Here is a 21,741-nt window from a genome sequence, read left to right as displayed (position 1 = left end):
TTCACTTACATTCCATTACATTAAGTTTGACTCGTTGTTTTCGATCGCATCCCTCTCGATCCTCACAAGGAGTTAGTCATGAAAAACGTCAAAACCGGCGCGATCTGGTTAGTGGTGGCGTTAATCGGCGCGGGCGCTTTCGCCATGCTGGCACTCAGCCGCGGCGAACACGTTAACGCCGTCTGGCTGGTGATTGCGGCTGTCGCCTGCTACAGCATCGCTTATCGTTTCTACAGCCTGTTTATCGCCCGTAATATTTTTGAACTGGATGACCGCCGCCTGACGCCCGCCGAGCGGCTGAATGACGGCCTCGACTATGTGCCGACCAACAAATGGGTGCTGTTTGGCCACCACTTTGCCGCCATTGCCGGGGCCGGTCCGCTGGTCGGGCCAATTCTGGCGGCACAAATGGGGTTCCTGCCGGGCACGATCTGGATTCTGGTCGGGGTGATGCTGGCCGGTGCGGTGCAGGACTTTCTGATCCTGTTTATCTCTACCCGCCGGGATGGCCGCTCGCTGGGGGAAATGGCGCGTCAGGAGCTGGGTGCCTTTGCCGGTGTGGTCACCATGCTCGGCGCGCTCGGGGTGATGATCATCATTCTCTCCGCGCTGGCGCTGGTGGTGGTTAAGGCATTGGCCAACAGCCCGTGGGGCCTCTTCACTATCGCTGCCACCATTCCTATCGCGCTGTTTATGGGCGTTTACATGCGTTTTATCCGCCCCGGAAAAATCGCTGAAGTGTCGCTGATTGGCTTTGTGCTGATGATGGCGGCGATCATTTATGGCGGCGACGTCGCACAACATCCCTACTGGGGACCGTTTTTCACCCTGAAAGGCACCTCGCTAACCTGGGTGCTGGTGATCTACGGCTTTATTGCCTCGGTGTTGCCGGTCTGGCTGCTGCTGGCACCGCGTGACTACCTGTCAACCTTCCTGAAAATTGGGGTGATTGTCGGCCTGGCCGTAGGGATCGTGTTTGCCATGCCGGAGATGAAAATGCCGGCGGTGACCAAATTTATCGATGGCAGCGGCCCGGTCTTCTCCGGTGCGATGTTCCCGTTCCTGTTTATTACCATCGCCTGTGGTGCCATCTCCGGCTTTCATGCGCTGGTATCGAGCGGTACCACGCCGAAACTGGTGGAGCGTGAAAGTCATATTCGCTTTATCGGGTATGGGGCGATGCTGATGGAGTCATTCGTGGCGATCATGGCGCTGATTTGCGCCTCGGTGCTGGATCCGGGCGTCTATTTCGCCATGAACTCACCGGCCGCGCTGATTGGCACCACCGTTGAGAGCGCCTCACAGGTGATCAACGGCTGGGGCTTTGTGGTGACGCCAGAAATGCTGAGCGGCATCGCCCGCGACGTCGGTGAGGGTTCGATTCTGTCGCGTGCCGGTGGCGCGCCGACGTTTGCCGTCGGCATGGCACACATCATCACCGAGATTTTCAACAGCCGGGCGATGATGGCTTTCTGGTATCACTTCGCCATCCTGTTTGAAGCGCTGTTTATCCTGACCGCCGTGGATGCCGGCACCCGTGCCTGCCGTTTTATGGTGCAGGACCTGGTGGGCACTATGGTGCCTTCGCTGGCGAATAACCGCTCGTGGCTCGGCAACATGGCCGGCACCACAGTGGCGGTGGCGGGCTGGGGCTTCTTTGTCTATCAAGGCGTGGTCGACCCGCTGGGCGGGATTAATACTCTGTGGCCGCTGTTTGGTATCGGTAACCAGATGCTGGCCTCAATGGCGCTGATCCTGGGGACCGTGGTGCTGTTTAAAATGAAAAAACAGCGCTACGCCTGGGTCACTATCCTGCCAACCATCTGGCTGTTTATCACCTCAATGACCGCCGGCTGGCAGAAAATCTTCCATGAAAAACCGTCGATCGGCTTCCTGGCCCAGGCCAGTAAATTCCGTAAAGGACTGGATGAAGGCGTGATGATTGCACCGGCGAAAACCGTGGCCGATATGCAGACCATCGTCTTCAGCAATCAGATCAACGCCGTACTGTGCGGCTTCTTTATGCTGGTGGCGGTGACAATGCTGATTGCCGCCTTCTTTGTGATTCGCAAGGCGCTGCGCAGCGATCTGCCGACCACCCATGAATCAGCGGTGACGCTGCGCAATAAGGCGGTGCGTCATGTCTGATGCCATTCATCCGGTGCGGCGGCCACAGGGCGACTGGCAGATTCATCACTGCCAGTTTATGTCGGCACCCACTCCGGCGCCTTTTCGCTGGCGAACGCTATGGCGTGGTCTGCAACAGTGCTTTCGCTTAATGGTCGGCGTACAGGATTATCAAACGTACCTGCAGCATATGCGACTGCATCATCCCGCTCAGCCGCCGATGAATGAGCGGGATTTCCACCGCTATTGTCTGGATGCCCGCTTCCCGAGTCAGGCCGGAAAACTGGGGAAATGTCCCTGCTGACAAGAGACCAAAGCCCCACATTGCTGGGGCTTTTTTGTGCCATTCGTATCCTGATAGTGAAATATATTTGGTTTGTACCTTGTGCTAACGTCGGATGATGAATACTGTTGCTAAAATAATGAGATAACGCCTGCAGTGCACCCCCGGAGGAAGTTTTAATGACCGATGAACAAGGGCAAACGTTGTTGTACACCTTGTTTGGTACAACCAGCCCTCATTGGCGTCTGACCGCGGACAGCGATGCGCTGAGTTTTGCCGAAGATGAGTCGTCACAAACCAATATCGCTCTGCCGCTCACGCCCGGCCAGGCTGCAATGATCCGGGCTATGCCGGTCATCACCTCAAGCATTAATCTGACCTTGCCGTTGCAGGGTGTAGCAGTCCCGTTGCATCTGGTCGGCCGCAAAGTTAACCAGTCTTCATGGGCCGGAACAGCATCAGCCTGGGGTGACACCGCCGCGGTGGCACGCGATTTGACATTGGGCTTTCATTCGCCGAACAGGTAGTTTCCGAAGCCAATTCGGTGATTGTCATCCTCGATCAGCGCGGCAATATCCAACGCTTTAACCGTTTGAGTGAAGAATATACCGGTCTGAATGAACATGAGGTGATTGGCCGGAATGTCTTTCAGCTGTTTATGACCAAACAGGAAGCCGCCTCCTCCCGACGTAACATTGCCGGCTTCTTCCGGGATGGTAACTCCTATGAAGTTGAGCGCTGGGTTAAAACCAAAAAAGGCCAGCGACTGTTCTTGTTTCGTAATAAGTTCGTTCACAGCGGCAGTGGCAAAAATGAAATTTTCCTCATCTGTTCAGGCACGGACATAACCGAGGAGCGCCGCGCCCAGGAACGGCTGCGGGTGCTGGCTAACACCGATACGGTGACCGGATTACCGAACCGCAATGCCATTCATCAGCAAATGAGCCAGGCGCTGGAGCAAGCTGGCGATAGCCAGACCGGTGTGGTCTACCTCGATCTCGATAATTTCAAAAAAGTGAATGACGCCTACGGTCATATGTTCGGCGATCAGCTGCTGCAGGCGGTCTCCCTGGCGATCCTCAGTTGTCTGGGAAAAGATCAGACGCTGGGCCGGTTAGGCGGTGATGAATTTGTGGTACTGGCCGAACACACCAGCCAGGCGGCGCTGGAGGCGATGTCTTCACGCATCCTGGAGCGACTGCGCCAGCCGTTCCGTATCGGTCTGATTGAAGTCTACAGCGGCTGTTCCATCGGTATTGCCCTCGCCCCGATGCATGGCGAAGATCGCGAGAGCCTGATCCGCAACGCCGACACCGCGATGTATCACGCTAAAGAGAATGGCCGCGGCAAGTTTTGCGTGTTCGCCGCTGAGATGAATCAGCGGGTATTTGAATATCTGTGGCTTGATACCAACCTGCGTAAAGCGCTGGAGCTGGATCACTTAATCGTTCACTACCAGCCTAAAATCGACAGTGACGGCAACGTTCGCAGCGCCGAAGCACTGGTGCGCTGGCTTTCACCGGAGCGTGGTCTGGTCTCGCCCGGCGATTTCATTCCCTACGCCGAAGAGTCGGGCCTGATTGTTCCGCTGGGTCGCTGGGTGATGCTCAATGTGCTGAAGCAGATTATCGCCTGGCGGCAGCACGGCGTGTTTCTGCGGGTGGCGGTTAACGTCTCTGCCCGTCAGCTTATCGATCAAAGTATCTACAGCGATTTGAAACAGGCGCTGATCGAAGCCGGTCTCGACGATTGTCCGATCGACATTGAGCTGACCGAAAGTTGTCTGATCGAAAATGAGACCGAAGCGCTGAAGCTGATGAAACAGTTTCAGGAGCTGGGCGCGCAGGTGCATCTCGATGATTTCGGCACCGGCTACTCCTCACTGTCACAACTGGCACGGGTGCCGATTAACGCGATCAAGCTCGATCAAAGCTTTATTCGTAATATTAACAAGCAGCCGGTTTCACAATCGCTGGTTCGTGCCATCGTCGCCGTCGCCAAGGCGCTTGATCTGCAGGTGATAGCCGAGGGTATCGAAACCCGCGATGAAGAGAAATTTATCCTTAAAAGTGGTGTAGATGGGCGTCAGGGCTATCTTTACGCAAAACCAATGCCCGCGGAGCAATTTGGGCATTGGCTGGCTAAGCATCCTGCCCGCGTGTAACGCTAACGACGGTTACTAACCCGCTTTACGCAGCGATGCGCTGTGGCGGTTTTGTAACTGCACCAGACGTTCCATATAAGCGATATCTTTTGGTTCAATCGTAAAGGCGTAATCCACCCAGTCCTCCGTGATGTCCATCAGCTCAGCGCGTGACAGTTGCAGCACGCGCTGACGCGCTTTCAGCATCGCCCTTACGCCATTGAGTTTCGGACGTAAGGTGTCGATGAAGGTTCGGGTCGCACGATAGCTGTCGCCCGGCTGGAACACTTTATCGACCAGGCCACGGGTTTCGTACCATTCCGCACTGTGTGACTCCCCTTCGCAGATCAGCTCTTCAGCCAGCTTCATCCCCGCCCGACGGGCCACCAGTGAATAGCCGCCCATGCCCGGGAACAGGTTAAAAGCGATTTCCGGGAAGCCCATCCGGGCGTTGTTCTGTGCCAGAATGAAGTGGTGTGCCAGCGCCGCTTCAAAGCCGCCGCCTAATGCACTGCCTTCAATCATCGCCAGCGTGACCGCACCGGTGTCGAAGCCCCGTGCCGCTGAGTGTATGCAGTCCACACAGGCACGAGCATAAGCCCGCAGCGCTTCGCGCCGATTATTGCGAATGCACTCGACGAAGAAACGTAAATCGCCCCCGGCGTTGAACATCTGCGGCACCAGCGAACCGGTTACCCAGAAATCGATCGGCAGACCGGAACGCTGTGCGGCATAGCTCAGGTTCATGATCTCCTCAATCAGCTCATGGTTGAAGCTGGGACGTGGCTGGGCGCGCAACATCATCCACATCGTGCGTCGGCCTTCCTCGTAATAGGCGACTAACTGAGTGGTGTTGCCGACTTCGGTAAATAATCTGCACGTTGCTTGGTTAATAACTGTCATTGTCTCATCCTCTGTTTATATTTGATGCGCTAAATACGCCACATCAGCGTAATGCAGAGTGAGTCAAGACCAAATGAGAGATTGATTTACAACACAAAATCCAGAGTGATCCCCGACTGGCGCGCCGGGGATTGATTAGGTGGGTTACTTAATGACAGCGCGCTGGTCGATGGCGACATGCATACGCTTAACGCGTTTTGAGTAGAGTGCAGTAATCATTGGCACCAGTACCGAAGTGACAATCACCGAGGTCGCAACCAGCGCAGTAGCAGCCGGTGCCATCGGTTTAAACTGCGGCACCATTTCAGCGATCAGAACCGGCGTGGCCACCGCAGCACCGGCGGTACTGGAGGCTGCAACGCCCGCCGTACCGTCACCGCCGCCAATCAGCCGGTCGGCAAGAATTAACGGGATGCCGGTAATGATGATCACCGCAACACCCAGCATAATGCCCAGCAGGCCGGTTTCAACGATCACCGCCAGGTTGATGGTGTTGCCCAGCGCAAACGCAAAGAATGGGATCAGGGTATGTACCGCTTTTCCGAAGAACTCACGCAGTTCAGGATCAAGGTTTCCTAATGCAAAGCCCACCAAAAATGGCAGCACCGCCCCGACAAACACGTGCGGCTCGAATGAGGCAATTCCCGCGGTGCCCAGAATCACCATGGTCATTAACGGACCGGATTCCAGCGACATCAGTACAAAGGCGCCCGCTTCCTCTTTCGACCCATATTGTTGCATAATCGACGCGTAGAGCCCGCCATTGGTCATATCCATGGCTGCTACCAGCGCCAGGGTGGACAACCCGGCAAACATCCCGACCTCAATGCCATTCTCCGGCATCACTCGTGATGCAATGGCCGCGACAATCCAGGCGACCGCAATTTTGGTCAGCACCAGCGTGCCGGACTTACGTAATACGGTGCCGGTCGCGCTTAGCTTGATAGACGCGCCCATACAGAAAAACCACACTGCCAGTATCGGTACGGTGCCGGTCATTAAACCGTTGGTGAAGGAACCTAAGTACTTCCCGGCACCGGGAGAGAAGGTATGACAGAGCGCGCCGATAAACAGCGGGATCAACATCATGCCGCCAGGAATTTTGTCTATTGCACGTTTGATATGCATATTGATGTCACCTTTGCTATGCCAGTTGGAGCTGCGAAAAGTGCCCGAAGGCGATGCAAACAAAATAGTGACTGTGTGTGACGAAAACAGTGATCGATGCAGTAAAATGAAACGCTGTTTTATTTTTATTGACCGATTGTTTTGGTAAATATGATCGCGATCGCCATACCAGTTAAGCTGACAATAAAAAAGGGACGCAGTGGGCGTAATACCTGTCAGTGAAGCAGCAATAATAACGCAGTCTGGTGCCGCTCAGGGGCTGGCGGTCCTCGCGCCGCTGCGCGGTTCCTTCACTTCATTCCTCTGCCTGACGGACCGCCGGGGATGGCACATCCTGTGCTGCCCCGCCTTTCGCCCGCGTCCTGCGGGCTCTCCTGGCTAATGTTCAGCGCTGCGGATTGCCTGCCCCTGATCGGCCCCATCCTGCTCTGAAACTTCAGTGCGTGTTGTTAAAAAGGGCACGAGCGCGCAGGCCCGCACTCCGGAACGCCTGCCCAGAAAAAAAGCTGCCACGTTTGACCGTGACAGCCTTTGCAAATTCAACCTTAACTGACGAGCATTAACGCTGCAGGCGTCCCGACGATTATTTCTGCCCGTACCAGGCGTTGTCGCCATGCTTACGTAAGTAGTGAAGGTCAAGCAGGGTTTGCTGGATCGGCGGCAGATTCGCTGTCAGCTGCTGGCTGAACAGCCCCATATAGGCCACCTCTTCCAGTACCACCGCGCTGTGCACCGCCGCATGTGCATCTTTACCCCAGGCAAAGGGGCCGTGCGAATTGACCAGCACCGCCGGTATCGCTGAAGGTGACAGGCCCCGCTGGGCAAAGGTTTCAATAATCACTTCACCGGTATTCCACTCATACTGCTGCTGGATCTCTTCATCGCGCATCGCGCGGGTACAGGGGACCTCACCGTAGAAATCATCGGCGTGGGTCGTGCCCCAGGCGGGAATCGGTCGTCCCGCCTGGGCCCAGATGGTCGCATGGCGTGAATGGGTATGGACGATACCGCCGACCTCTGGCCAGGCAAGATAGAGCGCGCGGTGGGTGGCGGTGTCCGACGATGGACGTTTTTCCCCTTCCAACACTTTGCCGGTAGCCAGTTCGACCACCACCATATCGTCGTGCGTCATCTCTTCATAACGGACGCCGGAGGGTTTAATCACCAGTAAGCCCAGCTCGCGGTCTACCGCGCTGACGTTACCCCAGGTGAAGGTCACCAGGTTGTATTTGGGTAGATCCAGATTCGCGTCCAGAACCTGTTGTTTAAGCTGTTCCAGCATGCCTTTTCTCCTGCGGACAATTGTCCTTAAATTTTGCGGAGTAAGCCGTGAAAAGGTTATGGAGCAAATGGCTATAAACGCAGAGGGAATTGGCTGTGAATGCAAAAATGTGTCGTGATTTCAGAATTGTCTATCTTCGTTCATGGCGAAGAATGCATAGAATTCTCTCAGGCAACGCGTGGACCTGAAGGTTTTGCGTTGTGACTCATCCGCTACAGACAGTGGGTCGATGGTGGAGCCTGTTTCGATGCCGACAGGGAAGCGGCAATAATGAGGCGCACAAGCGGGTTGAGGAAATATCGGAGCTATACTTAAGGTGTTGCCTCTGTGAGCACATTAAAGGAGAAGTTATGACAATTACAATGAAACGAATCACCGCTGCTGTACTGGCTACCACATTAGTTGTCGCGCTGAGCGGCTGTTCTAACTGGTCTAAACGTGACCGTAATACCGCGATTGGTGCGGGTGCGGGTGCGATTGGGGGTTCAGTATTGACCAACGGTAGCGCGCTTGGCACGGTCGGCGGCGCTGCTGTAGGTGGTATTATCGGTCATCAGGTCCATTAATGACCGGATTAAAATAATTATCGGCTACGCTAAGCATCTACCTGTTATCGGGCTACCACGGTAGCCCGATTTTTTATTCAGCCCCCCGCCAGTTTGACCTTCATCCCTTTCGCTTCCAGCAGGCTTTTCAGCAGGTCGCGTTTGTCGCCCTGAATCTCAATGACACCCTCTTTCAGCGATCCGCCACAGCCGCATTTCTTTTTCAGCTCAGCCGCCAGTTGCGTTAATCCGGCATCATCCATATCGATACCGCTAATCAGGCAGACGCCTTTGCCTTTACGTCCGCTGGTCTGGCGCTGAATGCGGACAATCCCATCACCTTTTGGCCGTTCAGCCTTTTGCTCCGGCTGCACGATGCGGCCGCTGTCGGTTGAATAAACCAATGGATTATCATTTGCCATTACTTTTCCTCCAGACTGTGCAGAATGGCCTGCAGCGACGCGGCGGGATCGGCAGATTGGGTGATCGGACGCCCAATCACCATGTAGTCCACACCCGCCAGCTTAGCCTGCAGGGGCGTCATGATGCGGCGCTGATCGCCGGCATCGCTGCCTGCCGGACGAATACCTGGCGTGACCAGCGCAAAGTCCTCACCGATCACCTGTTTGAAGCGAACCGCCTCGTGCGCTGAACAGACTACACCGTCGAGACCGCAGTCACGCGTCAGCTTCGCCAGTCGTTCAGCCTGTTCGGCCGGCGTAAGCGTGATGCCCAACCCTAGCAGGTCTTCCTGATCCATGCTGGTCAGCACTGTGACGGCAATCAGCAGCGGTGCCTCTTTACCATAGGGGAGCAGCGCTTCGCGTGCTGCGTTCATCATGCGCGCCCCGCCGCTGGCGTGGACATTGACCATCCACACGCCTAATTCGGCAGCGGCGGCTACCGCATGCGCCGTGGTGTTGGGAATGTCGTGAAATTTGAGGTCGAGAAACAGTTCAAAACCGCGTTGCTGCAAGGTGGTGATCAGCGAAGGACCAAACAGTGTGAACATCTCTTTGCCCACTTTCAGCCGGCAACTGCGCGGATCGATCTGATCGACAAAGCGCAGCGCGCTGTTGATGTCGTGATAATCAAGCGCCACCAGAATCGGCGAAGCGGTCACGGTGTGGGGTGAAGGCATGGCATTTCCTCTGCAGTGGGCACCCGCGGGCGCAATAGACAAACGGCAAGCATTCTACCTGCGGCCTCGGGCCATCACAATCGACATTCTCCGCCTGTCTGACTTCGCGCGCACTGTTGCGGCATTGGGTGGAGATTTAAAATATTTAGTATGTTGTAACTAATAGCAAGGCTAACAACGCACGCCCGGTGGCGGGGATTACTGGCCGTCGAGGCCGCGAATAGGTTTTACTGACGACCAGGTGCGGCAGGAAGGGCAATGCCAGTAGAGCGCGTGTGCGGTGAAACCACACTTCTGACAGCGATAGCGCGGTTTGGTACGAATCTGTTCGCCGACCATATCGCGCAGCACCATCAGGCTCTCTTTCGCGCGTCCATCTTCCGCTTCATGCAGGTGAAAATCCATCAGGCGATGGAACATTCGCATGGTGGGATGGCGCTGGAGCTGGCGGTTAATGTAATTCTGCGCCGCTTCCGGTCCCTGCTGTTGCTCAAGAATATCGGACAAATAGAGTTCTGCGGCAGCGCCGGTGTTCTCTTCCACACAGCGTTGCAGAAATTCAGCCCAGGCCTCCGGTTGATTGAGCCGCTGGAAGCAGGTTTCGAGCATTGCCAGCGTTTCGCTCACCAGCTCTTTGTCCTGATCCAGCACCCGTTGCAGATGGCCGACCGCTTTAGCGAAATCGCCCTTCTCCATCAGAATCCGGCCCATCATGATGGAGACGCGCGCGCTCTGCCGATCGGCCGCCTCCCCTTTTTTCAGCAGTGTCATAGCACGATCAAGATCGTCGCTGCTCATCGCCTGTAACGCCAGTTCGCAGTAGAAATGGGCGATCTCGCCTTTCTGCTTATCTTTACCCAGCTTGACCAGCCGCTCCGCCACCTCAATCGCCTTCTGCCAGTCGCTGGTCGCCTGATGGATCAGCAATAACTGCTGCAGCGCACCGATACGGAAATCGGTTTCATCGGTGAGTTGCTTGAACATATCTTCTGCGCGATCGTACAGACCGGCCGCCATGTAGTCGCGACCCAGTTGCTGAATGGCCAGCAGACGTTGTTCATAGCTCAGGGAAGCACTTTCCATTAGCGCCTGGTGAATGCGGATGGCGCGATCGACCTCACCGCGCGAGCGAAACAGATTACCCAGCGTCAGGTGGGCTTCAACGGTGCCGCTGTCCTCTTTCAACATATCGAGAAACAGGTCGACCGCTTTATCCTGCTGGTTAGAAAGCAGGAAGTTGACGCCAGCGACATATTCGCGTGACAGGCGGTTAGCTTCCTGTTGCTTGTCCTGCTGCGCACTGCGGCGGCCCATATACCAGCCATACGCAGCCGCAACCGGCAGTAACAGAAACAGCAGCTCAAGCATTGATGTTTATTCCCGGCCAGCCGGAGAGGATGGCACTGTGGCACCCACATTGCTCTGCTCAATTTGTGCCTGCATGCGCTTAATTTTTCGATTGGCATTGGCCAGCGACACCCGGGCGCGTAACCAGAACAGACCACAGATCATCCAGCCGAGCACAAAACCGGCACCAAACAGCGTTGCCAGTAAGGTCGAGATGCTGAACTCACCCTGCGCCAGCAGGTAGTTAAAGGTAATAACCTGGTCGTTATGCGCGCCTAAGGTGACGGAAATGATGAAAATCACCAATACCACTAAAAAAATCAGCAAATATTTCACAGTGCATCCTGTTGTGAGGTTGTCAGTAGAATTATGCCAAAACTCCAGCAAAAATGCTGCTCCCAGCAGCATCAGACGGCCCGCTTTTACGCCAGCCCGATCAATAATATGGGGTCTTTATGGTGAATTACAATCAGGGCTCCCGCTGCGCCACCTCTTTTTGCTCGGCTGGCGGCAGGCTTAACGGACCACAGACACGCTGTGCCAGCCAGGTCGCCAGGGTAACCAGCAACCAGGAGAGCACGGTTGCCATCGCCAGATCGCGCGGCCAGTGCATCCCCAACAGCATCCGACTGGCCATGACGCCCATCGCCCAGAGAAAAACGATTACCACGGTTTTGTAGTGGCGGCGCGGCCACAGCAGACCGATCGCCAGTAGCGCCCAGCTGGCAGCAAACATAGTATGCCCCGACGGAAACGCAAAGCCGGTCTCAAAAGCCCAGTGGCGCTTCAGCCAGCCCGGAATCTGCTTCTCATCAGCGATTAATGCCGTGACCATTTCGCCACGCTGTTTGCGTTTCAGTTCATAGAACGCTTTATCATCCAGGCCGTGATGTTCTTCCAGCCAGATCACATAGGGACGCGGCTCCTGAACCTGTTCTTTAATAAAGGATTTGGTGTACTGCCCGGCCAGAATGGTGGCGTTCATGATCAGCAACAGCAGAATCGCCGGTTTCAGGCGAAAGCGCAGACACCAGAGTACCCAGGCGCTCAGCACCACGCTGGTAACAATGCCCCAGGGGTTGGTGACTGTTTCGGTCATCCAGAACAACCCTTTCAATATCGCGTTGCTTTCGCCCGGTTGCCATTGCCAGCCTGATAACCAGACGCCTATCGGCATGATTAATAGCAATAACATCCCGAAGGTGGTGCGACGCGAAATTTTATACATCCTTTTCCCTTATATCGGTGACAAATCGCAAAAGCAGCATAACTTTAGCTTAAAAAAGAATAACATAACCATTATCGATTAGATAATCGTGCTTTATCACATCAATTGCTCTGACAGATTACCAGCCCGCCTGTGGGTTGTGGCACAATATTGCACGTTTGTCAGGCCACACTGGCCTGTGCGCTATCATGATGATAGTGCATCCTCTGAAGGTTCTGGAGAGTCACATGCAGCTTAAACGGGTGGCAGAAGCCAAACTGCCCACGCCATGGGGAGATTTCCTGATGGTCGGTTTTGAAGAATTGGCAACCGGACATGACCACGTTGCGCTGGTCTTTGGCGATATTAATGACAACGAACCAGTGCTGGCGCGCGTGCACTCCGAGTGCCTGACCGGCGATGCGCTGTTCAGCCTGCGTTGCGATTGTGGCTTCCAGCTGGAAGCGGCGTTGAACGCCATCGCTGAAGAGGGTCGCGGCGCGCTGCTCTATCACCGCCAGGAAGGACGCAACATCGGGCTGCTGAATAAGATCCGCGCCTATGCGTTGCAGGATAAAGGCTACGATACGGTTGAAGCGAACCATCAGCTGGGCTTTGCCGCCGATGAACGCGACTTCACGCTGTGTGCCGACATGTTTAAATTGCTGGGCGTGAATGAAGTGCGTCTGCTGACCAATAATCCACGTAAAGTGGAGATCCTCAGTGAGGCGGGCATTAACATCGTTGAGCGTGTGCCGCTGGTAGTGGGTCGCAATCCTAAAAATGCGCACTATCTCGATACCAAAGCGGAAAAGATGGGCCATTTGCTGCCGAAGTCATAAGTTAAAAAAGCCGGGTTTCCCCGGCTTTTTTATTAGTCCAGCATGTTACGAATGACGTAGTGCAGGATACCGTCGTTACGGTAATAGGTCAGCTCGTTACCGGTGTCGATGCGGCAGCGGGTATTCAGTTCTTCTTTGCTGCCATCGGCACGGGTCAGCGTGACTTTTACCGAACAGCCCGGCACCAGCGCGCCCAGGTTTTCGACGTCAATACGCTCTTCACCGGTCAGCCCCAGCGATTTACGGTTCACGCCCTGTGGGAACTCCAGCGGCAGTATCCCCATGCCGATCAGGTTCGAACGGTGAATACGTTCAAAGGATTCGGCAATCACTACCCGGACACCCTGCAGGCGCGGGCCTTTGGCAGCCCAGTCGCGACTCGAGCCCGAGCCGTACTCTTTCCCCGCAATCACCGCCAGCGGCACCCCTTCTGCCTGATATTTCATCGCGGCATCATAGATAGCCAGCTGCTCGCCACTCGGATAGTGACGGGTGTAGCCGCCTTCCACGCCAGGCACCATCTCATTACGGATACGGATATTCGCGAAGGTGCCCCGCATCATCACTTCGTGGTTACCGCGACGTGAACCGTATGAGTTGAAGTCGTTGCGCTCAACGCCATGCGACAGCAGATAACGACCCGCCGGGCTTTCCGCCTTAATACTGCCGGCTGGCGAGATGTGGTCGGTGGTGACAGAGTCGCCCAGCATCGCCAGTACCCGTGCGCCGCGAATATCCTGTACCGGTTTCGGCTCTTTCTCCATATCATCAAAGAATGGCGACAGACGAATGTAGGTTGAGCCTTCGTCCCAGTCATAGGTCGCGGCTTCACTCACCCTGATCTCTTGCCATTCTGGCGTGCCGTCAAACACTTCGGCGTACTCTTTATGGAACATGTCGCTGGTCACCTGCTGCACCGCGGTGGAGATCTCTTCCGGCGATGGCCAGATATCTTTCAGAAAGACCGGCTGGCCGCTGCGATCGTGTCCGATCGGATCGGTTTGCAGATTGATCTTCATGTTACCCGCCAGGCGTAAGCGACGACCAGCGGCGGCGACGCCAGCCAGTTGGTTTTAATCAGCGGATGGATACGGCCTTCAAAGTTACGGTTGCCTGACAGCACAGCCCCCACCGTCAGATCGCCTTCCCTGATCGCCGATTCGATTTCGTCTTTCAGCGGACCCGAGTTACCGATACAGGTAGTGCAGCCGTAGCCGACCAGATTAAAGCCCAGCTTGTCCAGATAAGGAGTCAGCTGTGCCACGGCAAGATAATCGGAGACCACTTTAGAGCCAGGTGCAAGCGAGGCTTTCACCCAGGGTTGCCGCTTCAGGCCCCGCTCAACCGCCTTTTTCGCCAGTAAACCGGCAGCCATCAGCACGCTGGGGTTTGAAGTGTTGGTGCAGGAGGTAATGGCACTGATCACCACCGCGCCGTCGGTCAGGGTGTGGCTAAGACCGGTATCACTGTCGGTATAGTCGACCGTTTTGTGCGGCTTCTGCGCGTGATTGACCTCCAGCTCATTGCTGGCGTCAAAGGCTGCCGGCACGTCACCGAGAGAGACGCGATCCTGCGGCCGCTTCGGTCCGGCAAGGCTCGATTCAACCTCATTCATATCCAGCGCCAGAGTGCTGGTGAAGCGCGGTTCATCCCCCGGGTTACGCCACAGGCCTTGCGCTTTAGCATAGGCTTCCACCAGCGCAACCTGTTCGGCTTCGCGCCCGGTCAGCGTCATATAACTCAGGGTCACTTCATCCACCGGGAAGAAACCACAGGTTGCGCCATATTCCGGTGCCATATTGGCAATAGTGGCGCGGTCAGCCAATGGCAGGTCGGCCAGTCCATCACCGTAGAATTCAACGAATTTACCCACCACGCCATGTTTACGCAGCATCTGCGTGACGGTCAGCACCAGGTCGGTTGCGGTGATCCCCGCCCGGAGTTTACCGGTGAGCTTGAAACCCACCACATCCGGAATCAGCATCGAAACCGGCTGACCGAGCATCGCCGCTTCCGCTTCAATGCCGCCCACACCCCAGCCCAGCACGCCAAGCGCATTGATCATGGTGGTATGAGAATCGGTACCCACCAGCGTGTCCGGCCAGGCATACTCTTCACCATTCAGGGTTTCATGCCAGATCGCTTTACCGAGATATTCCAGATTGACCTGATGACAGATACCGGTACCCGGTGGAACCACGCGGAATTTATCAAAGGCTTTCTGACCCCAGCGTAAGAAAACGTAACGTTCATGGTTACGTTCCATCTCAAGCTGGACGTTCTGCCCGAATGCATCATCATCGCCAAAATGGTCAACGGTGACCGAATGGTCAATCACCAGATCAACCGGCGATAAGGGATTCACCTTCGCGACATCGCCGCCCAGCCGGTTTACTGCTTCACGCATCGCCGCCAGATCGACCACGGCGGGCACACCGGTGAAGTCCTGCATTAATACCCGCGCAGGACGGTAGGCAATTTCGCGATCGGCATGGGCATCTTTTTGCCAGTCAACCAGTGCCTGAATATCTTCCGCAGTGACCGATTCACCATCCTGCCAGCGCAACAGGTTTTCCAGTAAAACTTTCAGGGATTTGGGTAAGCGGTCAATGTTACCGAGATGTTGAGCAGCATGGGGAAGACTGAAGATGTGGTAGTTTTTATTGTCGACCTGCAGTATTTCCTGACTCTGCTCGCGTAGGGTAGACGACATAGCTCCTCCTTTATAATCGTGGTCTTTAAACCTCAGAGAGGTAAAGGTTTATGTTAAAGATAGACCACAATTTCGTTAACGTTTTGATTACAACACAAATTGCTACAATCGGCCGAAACGAAAATGCCCCGTCCGGAGACAGGGCATCAGAAAGAGGTGATTTAATTCAAATCAGAGCGTTATCCACACCGCCGCAGACCAGAACGCGAAGCAGAAGGCATAAGCGCTAAGCCAGGACATTTTTATGATATTCATGGTGTTCACTCCTTCGCCAGAAATGGGCGTACAAAGGCCTGCGTTCATCCGGTATAGGGATGAAACCCGTTTGTGTTACTGAGTGTGGGGATGGGCTTTTAATTTGCCCGCCGGCGAATCCGATAAGAAGAGCAGAAAGAAAAAAATAATAAACGGTACAGCGAAAACGTTATTTCGTTTTAGGGTCCAGAAACGACTCGATAAAGTGTCGCTGGCCATCACTCAAATCCCAGGAATCGGGGATAGACACTTTTTCATCCTTTGCAAGCGGCTCTTTTCCTTTGCAGGAAGCGGGCTTGTGCTGACGCGCCGTCAAAGAACGTTTATGGCTGAGTGTGTTTGCCCACATGGCTTTAGCCCCAGATACGCCAGATCATTAAAGCAACAACTACCCAGAACAGCGCTGAGGCAGCGAATACGGTCAGCCAGGCTTTACGACGTGTATTGCCAGTGCGCTCAACCTTGGTGCTTTTAGCCGGGAAACCCGGTTGTACAGTCAGTCGTGTATTCATAGTTTTTGATAATCACTCTCAACAAAATGATTGATAACAACGATTAAGATTTAGGACGAATCCTAAACGCGTTAAGGCCAAAAATCCAGTTATTTTTATTGAGTAAAACGATTAACGCTATTAATCAATAAGACCCAGTCACGTCTGAAATCATTAACCGCGGAACAAAATTTTAATTAAACGATCACATTATAAATTTGACTTAAATTCAAATCAGGACCATTCAAAACTAAAGAGCGGATTACAGAACCTGATATCTACCGGCTTTCCATCAGGTCTTAACTGGAGTATGGGAATATTCCTGGCGAGCCGCAAAGCGGCAAAGTAAAAAATGTGTCGTAATTCGCATTTAAGGAAGATCAATCCGAAAACATGTGACCGATGTTTCATTTACAAAAAAATAATAAAAAAATTTGAATCTGGTCTGGCGCTAACGACTAGCAATAAAAAAGGCTGCCTGAGGCAGCCTGGGAAATTGTGTTGAATATCAACGTTACTTAAACGGCAGCTTAATGTCTTTAAACATCGCCTCAATGTCTTCATTTGAGCGTAACGCCACGGCGGTATCCACCACATCGCGGGTCAGATGCGGCGCAAAGCGCTGAATGAAGTCATACATATAGCTACGCAGGAACGTGCTGCGACGGAAGCCAATCTTGGTGGTGCTGTTGGTGAAGATATCGGCCGCTTCAATACGAATCAGATCAGGATCGGAGACCGGATCAACTGCCATGCTGGCTATGACGCCGACACCCAGACCTAATCTGACATACGTTTTAATCACGTCAGCATCGGTAGCGGTGAACACAATCCGCGGAGTTAAACCGGCACGATTGAATGCCGTATCCAGTTCGGAACGACCGGTAAAACCAAAGGTATAAGTGACCAGCGGATATTCAGCCAGCTCTTCAATGGTCACCTGCCCTTTTCCGGCCAGCGGATGGTCAGCCGTCACCACTATCGCCCGGTTCCAGTGGTAGCACGGCAGCATAATTAAATCGTCGTAAAGATGCAGCGCCTCGGTGGCGATCGCAAAATCGGCATTCCCTTTCGATACCGCTTCTGCAATCTGCGTCGGTGAGCCCTGATGCATATGCAACGACACCCGTGGATAGCGTTCAATGAAACCTTTAATTACCCCCGGCAGCGCATAGCGCGCCTGCGTATGCGTTGTCGCCACATAGAGCGATCCTTTATCCGGCCAGGTATGTTCACCGGCTACCGATTTAATCGCATCCACTTTAGAAAGCACTTCACGCGCGATGCGGATAATCTCTTCACCGGCTGGTGTGACCTGAGTCAGGTGTTTACCGCTGCGGGCGAAGATCTGAACGCCCAGCTCATCTTCCAGCATCCGCACCTGTTTACTGATGCCGGGCTGCGAGGTATAGAGTCCTTCCGCCGTCGAAGAGACATTCAGATTATGGTTAACCACTTCGACGATATAGCGCAACTGCTGTAATTTCATATCTGTTCCATCCCGGTAAGTTACAGAGTCGCATCCCCGGATGACGTATTGTCGCCTTAACAGGGTGAAGAAAAGCCATGCATCAGGAAAGGTCGGAAATGCTATAACCACTATAACATTTTAAGTGTGATTGTAGAACGGATGGGTATAAGGCTCAGAAAAAGGCCAGCGAGCGCTGGCCTGTGAGGATTACTTCTTCGCTTCCTGCCATTTGCCATCAATATAGAAGGCAGACCAGCCGGTCGCTTTACCCTCTTTTTCAGAGGAGACATACTGCTGTTTTGTTTTGCGGCTGAAACGGACCAGGGTTTTATTCCCCTCCGGATCGGTCGCCGGTGCCTCAGCCAGGTATTTCAGCTTTTCTGGCAGACGATCGCTGAAGCGCTGCAACTCTTCTACCAGCGGCGCACGGGTTTCGCGCGATTTCGGGAAGGTGTTAGCGGCCAGGAAAACCCCGGCAGCGCCGTCGCGCAGCACGAAATAGGCATCCGACTTCTCGCACGCCAGTTCAGGCAGCGGGACCGGATCTTCTTTCGGCGGTGCCACTTCGCCGTTACGCAGGATTTTACGGGTGTTTTTGCACTCGTCGTTGGTACAGGCCATGTACTTGCCGAAACGTCCCATTTTCAGGTGCATCTCTGAACCACATTTCTCGCACTCAACCACCGGGCCGTCATAGCCTTTGATGCGGAACTCACCCTGTTCAATCTCGTAGCCGTCGCATTCCGGGTTGTTACCACAGACGTGCAGCTTACGCTCGTTATCGATCAGGTAGCTGTCCATCGCCGTACCACACTTCTGGCAACGACGACGTGCGCGCAAGGCGTTGGTTTCAGCATCATCCCCCTCCAGAATATTGAGAACTTCATTTTCCGGAATCAGGTTAATAGTCTGCTTGCAGCGCTCTTTCGGCGGTAAGGCATAGCCTGAACAGCCGAGGAACACGCCGGTGCTGGCGGTACGAATACCCATTTTGCGGCCGCAGGTCGGGCAGTCAATCGAGGTCAGCACCATCTGGTTCGGCTGCATGCCGCCCTCTTCAGGATCTTTCTCTGCCCGCTCAAGCTGCTGAGTGAAGTCGCTGAAGAAATTGTCCAGCACCGCTTTCCACTGCGCCTGATTATTGGCGACCTGATCGAGGCTGTTTTCCATGCGCGCAGTGAAATCGTAATTCATCAGTTCGCGGAAGTTCTCTTCCAGCCGATCGGTGACGATCTCACCCATTTTCTCCGCATAGAAACGGCGGTTCTCGACCCGCACATATCCGCGATCCTGGATGGTTGACGTGATCGCCGCGTAAGTCGATGGACGACCAATACCGCGTTTTTCCAGTTCACGCACCAGAGAGGCTTCGCTGAAGCGCGCCGGTGGTTTAGTAAAGTGCTGGCCAGGCAGCAACTGCTGCAGATCCAGCACGTCGCCGACGTTAACTGGCGGTAAAGTCCGATCTTCATCGTTCTTACGCAGCGCCGGCATTACTTTGGTCCAGCCGTCGAAGCGCAGCGTACGGCCTTTGGCCTTGAGCTTAAAATCGCCTGCCACTGCGGTAATGGTGCTGGAATCATATTGCGCTGGCATCATCTGACAGGCAACAAACTGGCGCCAGATCAGCTGATAGAGCTTTTGCGCATCCGCTTCCATATCTTTTAACTGTTCCGCCACCACTTCCACATCAGAAGGACGAATCGCTTCGTGCGCTTCCTGTGAATTCTCTTTGCTGGCGTAAGTGTTGGCCGCTTCAGGCAGATATTTTTTACCGAAGTGGCTTTCGATATAGCCGCGTGCCATGGCGACCGCATCCTGACTCAGGTTGGTCGAATCGGTACGCATATAGGTAATGTGGCCCGCTTCATACAAGCGCTGCGCCATCATCATGGTTTTCTTCACGCCAAAGCCGAGACGGGTACTGGCGGCCTGCTGCAACGTTGAGGTGATATAAGGCGCGCCCGGCTTGCTGCTGGTCGGCTTATCTTCACGATCGACAATTTCGTAGCGCGCTTTTTCCAGCAGCGAAACGGCCGCATAGGTCTCGTCGCGATTGACCGGACGGAATGGCTTGTCGCCTTTGTGGCTGACATCCATTGAAAGCTCGTCGCCTTTTGGCGTAGTCAGCGCAGCGTTAATTTCCCAGTATTCTTCTGGTACAAACGCTTTGATCTCGCGCTCACGCTCCACCACCAGCCGCACAGCAACGGATTGCACCCGTCCGGCGGAAAGGCCACGGGCGATTTTCTTCCACAGCAGCGGTGACACCATATAGCCCACCACGCGGTCCATAAAACGACGCGCCTGCTGAGCATTAACCCGATCGATATTCAGTTCGCCCGGCTTTTCAAACGCCTGACGAATCGCATTTTTGGTGATTTCGTTAAACACCACGCGGCTGAAACGCTGGTCGTCGCCACCGATCACTTCCCGCAGGTGCCAGGCAATGGCTTCCCCTTCGCGGTCAAGGTCCGTTGCGAGATAGATGTGGTCAGCGCTGGCCGCTAACGCTTTCAGTTCGGCAACCACTTTCTCTTTGCCAGGCAGGATCTGATAATCCGCTTCCCAGCCGTGGTAAGGATCAACCCCCATCCGGCTGACCAGTGCCGCTTTCTCATCTTTTTTAACTTTTTTGACTTTTTTATCTGTCGAGGCGTCAGCACTTTTTTTGGCGGTTGAACCACTGGTCGGCAGATCCCGGATATGACCCACGCTGGATTTAACCACGTAGTCACTGCCGAGGTATTTATTGATTGTTTTAGCCTTTGCCGGGGACTCAACAATAACGAGTGCTTTACCCATATTTACCTTTACCTAATGAAAACATCCTGCTTAACGGGAGAGGATTGGATGCCCAAAAACCCAATGGGTTCAATATTGCTGCGCCTGTTTAACATTTCAAGGCGGAGGGGTCAATCTCTGATCAGACGATGCGGCGTTATGCAACTGCATGATAAAGAGGACTTTTTCCATCTGACATAATCACACATCGCGGTGCAAAACCCCTGAAATCAGAATCGCCCACACTCTACCTGATAAAATCTGTTACGCAACTTAATTAGCACTCAGGATAAATTTCCGCCAACTTTTCAGCCGTTACGCCGATTTGTCACACAATGGGACACGCAAGTAATATAGAAAGGATTAAGGTGCTGTCAAAAAAGGAGCAAACAATGAAGACAATAACCCAGCCTATTTCACGCCAGGCATTGCTGGAAATGGCCAATGCGCTGATCAAAGAGCATGATAATTATTTTGCCGGTATGCAGGCGGATGAAGTGATTCAGCAGGGAAACGTTCTGGTGTTTCGCGGCCCGTTTTTTCTGGATGCCGATGAACTGCCCACCGCCAGAACCACGGCGGTGTTCAACGTGTTTAAACATTTAGCCGTTGTATTATCGTCGCAGTACCATCTGGAATAAAAAACCTGGCACAGAGGCCTGATGCTCGTCAGTGAAGCAGCAGGTGATAACGCAGTCTGGTGCCGCTCAGGGGCTGGCGGTCCTCGCGCCGCTGCGCGCTTCCTTCACTTCATTCGTCTGCCTGACGGACCGCCGGGGATGGCACATCCTGTGCCGCGCCGCCTTTCGCCCGCGTCCTGCGGGCTCTCCTGGCAGACTCATTCTGTTCAGCGCTGCGAATTGCCTGCCCCTGCCCGACCCCAGCCTGCTCTGAAGCTTCAGGCGTGCTGTTAAAAAGGGCACGATGGCAGAGGCCTGAGCGCCTCTGCTGCTGAAAGGGCTATCCGCAGCGCTGAGGCGTGACGTTGGGCCAGAACGCCACGCCGGGAAGCGTGGAGAGTTCCGGGCCGGCCAGGGAGGGCCGATCCGCGAACGGTTCGTCGGCACGACGGCAAAGCA

General features: G+C 54.4%; 16 protein-coding genes and 2 pseudogenes. 6 read left to right on the top strand and 12 right to left on the bottom strand.

Annotated elements, in window-relative coordinates; all coding sequences use genetic code 11:
- The first annotated feature begins 78 nt into the window (after nucleotides 1–78).
- From HA41_RS02625 to pdeR, 3 genes and pseudogenes are all read left to right on the top strand, one after another.
- A complete protein-coding gene (locus HA41_RS02625) occupies nucleotides 79–2,148 on the top strand; it encodes a carbon starvation CstA family protein (RefSeq protein WP_094119465.1) in 2,070 nt (689 codons plus the stop codon).
- Nucleotides 2,141–2,431 carry a YbdD/YjiX family protein gene (locus HA41_RS02620; RefSeq protein ID WP_094119464.1) on the top strand — a complete coding sequence of 97 codons (291 nt, stop codon included), beginning with the start codon at nucleotides 2,141–2,143 and terminating at the stop codon, nucleotides 2,429–2,431. The genes HA41_RS02625 and HA41_RS02620 overlap by 8 nt, the downstream gene beginning before the upstream one ends.
- A gap of 158 nt (nucleotides 2,432–2,589) precedes the next feature.
- Nucleotides 2,590–4,574 (top strand): annotated as a pseudogene (gene pdeR / locus HA41_RS02615) (cyclic di-GMP phosphodiesterase).
- Nucleotides 4,575–4,589: 15 nt separating this feature from the next.
- Here pdeR and HA41_RS02610 read toward each other — a convergent pair.
- From HA41_RS02610 to araD, 3 genes are all read right to left on the bottom strand, one after another.
- Nucleotides 4,590–5,456 carry a crotonase/enoyl-CoA hydratase family protein gene (locus HA41_RS02610; protein ID WP_031374543.1) on the bottom strand — a complete coding sequence of 289 codons (867 nt, stop codon included), beginning with the start codon at nucleotides 5,454–5,456 and terminating at the stop codon, nucleotides 4,590–4,592.
- Between the two features lie 144 nt (nucleotides 5,457–5,600).
- Nucleotides 5,601–6,584: a 2-keto-3-deoxygluconate transporter gene (gene kdgT, locus HA41_RS02605; RefSeq protein WP_094119463.1), complete on the bottom strand. Its 984-nt coding sequence runs from the start codon at nucleotides 6,582–6,584 to the stop codon at nucleotides 5,601–5,603.
- Nucleotides 6,585–7,167: 583 nt separating this feature from the next.
- Nucleotides 7,168–7,866 carry an L-ribulose-5-phosphate 4-epimerase gene (gene araD / locus HA41_RS02595; RefSeq protein WP_094119462.1) on the bottom strand — a complete coding sequence of 233 codons (699 nt, stop codon included), beginning with the start codon at nucleotides 7,864–7,866 and terminating at the stop codon, nucleotides 7,168–7,170.
- Between the two features lie 350 nt (nucleotides 7,867–8,216).
- Between araD and osmB the strand changes: the two genes are divergently transcribed.
- A complete protein-coding gene (osmB, locus tag HA41_RS02590) occupies nucleotides 8,217–8,432 on the top strand; it encodes an osmotically-inducible lipoprotein OsmB (protein ID WP_031374546.1) in 216 nt (71 codons plus the stop codon).
- A gap of 77 nt (nucleotides 8,433–8,509) precedes the next feature.
- On the opposite strand, the gene yciH is transcribed toward osmB, so the two are convergent.
- The 5 genes from yciH to pgpB all read right to left on the bottom strand — a co-directional run bounded on the left by yciH (nucleotide 8,510) and on the right by pgpB (nucleotide 12,127).
- Nucleotides 8,510–8,833 (bottom strand): stress response translation initiation inhibitor YciH, encoded by a 324-nt coding sequence (gene yciH, locus HA41_RS02585; protein ID WP_094119461.1) that lies wholly within the window; start codon nucleotides 8,831–8,833, stop codon nucleotides 8,510–8,512.
- Nucleotides 8,833–9,552, bottom strand: a complete 720-nt coding sequence (pyrF, locus tag HA41_RS02580) for an orotidine-5'-phosphate decarboxylase (RefSeq protein WP_094119460.1) — start codon at nucleotides 9,550–9,552, stop codon at nucleotides 8,833–8,835. Before pyrF ends, yciH begins: the two co-directional genes overlap by 1 nt.
- A gap of 198 nt (nucleotides 9,553–9,750) precedes the next feature.
- A complete protein-coding gene (gene lapB, locus HA41_RS02575; protein ID WP_094119459.1) occupies nucleotides 9,751–10,920 on the bottom strand; it encodes a lipopolysaccharide assembly protein LapB in 1,170 nt (389 codons plus the stop codon).
- A gap of 6 nt (nucleotides 10,921–10,926) precedes the next feature.
- On the bottom strand, nucleotides 10,927–11,235 hold the full coding sequence (locus HA41_RS02570) for a LapA family protein (RefSeq protein ID WP_094119458.1): 309 nt from the start codon (nucleotides 11,233–11,235) through the stop codon (nucleotides 10,927–10,929).
- A gap of 133 nt (nucleotides 11,236–11,368) precedes the next feature.
- Nucleotides 11,369–12,127 carry a phosphatidylglycerophosphatase B gene (gene pgpB, locus HA41_RS02565; RefSeq protein ID WP_094119457.1) on the bottom strand — a complete coding sequence of 253 codons (759 nt, stop codon included), beginning with the start codon at nucleotides 12,125–12,127 and terminating at the stop codon, nucleotides 11,369–11,371.
- 227 nt (nucleotides 12,128–12,354) lie between these two features.
- On the opposite strand from pgpB, the gene ribA reads away from it, so the two are divergent.
- Complete coding sequence (gene ribA, locus HA41_RS02560) at nucleotides 12,355–12,948, top strand: GTP cyclohydrolase II (RefSeq protein ID WP_010244482.1); 594 nt, start codon at nucleotides 12,355–12,357, stop codon at nucleotides 12,946–12,948.
- Nucleotides 12,949–12,980: 32 nt separating this feature from the next.
- Here ribA and acnA read toward each other — a convergent pair.
- From acnA to topA, 4 genes and pseudogenes are all read right to left on the bottom strand, one after another.
- A pseudogene (acnA, locus tag HA41_RS02555) lies at nucleotides 12,981–15,661 on the bottom strand (aconitate hydratase AcnA).
- Nucleotides 15,662–16,269: 608 nt separating this feature from the next.
- Entirely contained in the window at nucleotides 16,270–16,428 is a 159-nt protein-coding gene (locus HA41_RS02545) for a YmiA family putative membrane protein (RefSeq protein WP_071778593.1), read from the bottom strand.
- A gap of 493 nt (nucleotides 16,429–16,921) precedes the next feature.
- Nucleotides 16,922–17,896: an HTH-type transcriptional regulator CysB gene (cysB, locus tag HA41_RS02540; RefSeq protein WP_009089966.1), complete on the bottom strand. Its 975-nt coding sequence runs from the start codon at nucleotides 17,894–17,896 to the stop codon at nucleotides 16,922–16,924.
- A gap of 189 nt (nucleotides 17,897–18,085) precedes the next feature.
- Nucleotides 18,086–20,683, bottom strand: a complete 2,598-nt coding sequence (gene topA, locus HA41_RS02535; protein WP_094119455.1) for a type I DNA topoisomerase — start codon at nucleotides 20,681–20,683, stop codon at nucleotides 18,086–18,088.
- A gap of 371 nt (nucleotides 20,684–21,054) precedes the next feature.
- Between topA and HA41_RS02530 the strand changes: the two genes are divergently transcribed.
- Complete coding sequence (locus HA41_RS02530; RefSeq protein ID WP_094119454.1) at nucleotides 21,055–21,303, top strand: DUF2498 family protein; 249 nt, start codon at nucleotides 21,055–21,057, stop codon at nucleotides 21,301–21,303.
- Nucleotides 21,304–21,741: the final 438 nt, after the last annotated feature.

The organism is Pantoea conspicua (assembly GCF_002095315.1).
GTDB classification, from domain to species: Bacteria; Pseudomonadota; Gammaproteobacteria; order Enterobacterales; family Enterobacteriaceae; genus Pantoea; species Pantoea conspicua.
This window is presented reverse-complemented; position numbering and strand designations above follow the sequence as displayed.